The sequence below is a fragment of the Vibrio sp. 1249-1 genome (assembly GCF_033340495.1).
The window spans coordinates 1-589 of record NZ_JAWOWJ010000851.1 but is presented as its reverse complement, the minus strand read 5'-3'; the positions used below and the strand labels follow the sequence as shown (position 1 = coordinate 589).

Here is a 589-nt window from a genome sequence, read left to right as displayed (position 1 = left end):
GATCTCGAAATGGTAGCAAAACGTTACTTTTACACTATTTCTCCTGATTTACTTATCAGTAAATTAAAGCACAATGTTCGTTTTTTTCCTGGCAAAATGTTGATACAGCTCCGCTTTTGCCATTCTTTCACCATGAATCAAATGCACTTCTTTTGGCGGCGGATTAATTCCTTCTACAAATCGAATTAGATCAGATTGATCTGCATGAGCAGAATAACCAGACATCGTATGTATTTGAGCTTTCACTTTAATTTTCTTTCCTTCGATATCAACCTCACTCGCCCCTTCTTGAATTTCTCTCCCTAGCGTTCCTTCCGCTTGATAGCCAGCAAATAGAACCTCATTTCTTTCATTAGGTAGTAAGGCTTCCAAATAATTGACGACACGGCCACCTTCACACATTCCGGAGGCTGCAACCACGATAGCGGCTTCTGATGTACTTGCGAGACGGTTAACGAGCTGTAAATGGTCTGCGTGGCTTTCGAGCGTAATGCATTGGTCAAACGCGAGAGGGTGTCGATGATGATCGAGTCGCTCTTTCGCTTCAGATCCCCAAAGTTTTTTAAATTGGCGATAGGTATTGGTCACC

The 589-nt window shown here is 42.4% G+C and carries 1 protein-coding gene; it reads right to left on the bottom strand.

Annotation, left to right across the window (positions count from 1 at the left end):
* Positions 1–63 precede the first annotated feature (63 nt).
* The coding region (locus R7Z50_RS29280) for an MBL fold metallo-hydrolase RNA specificity domain-containing protein (RefSeq protein ID WP_318149988.1) at positions 64–589 on the bottom strand (526 nt) is incomplete at its 5' end.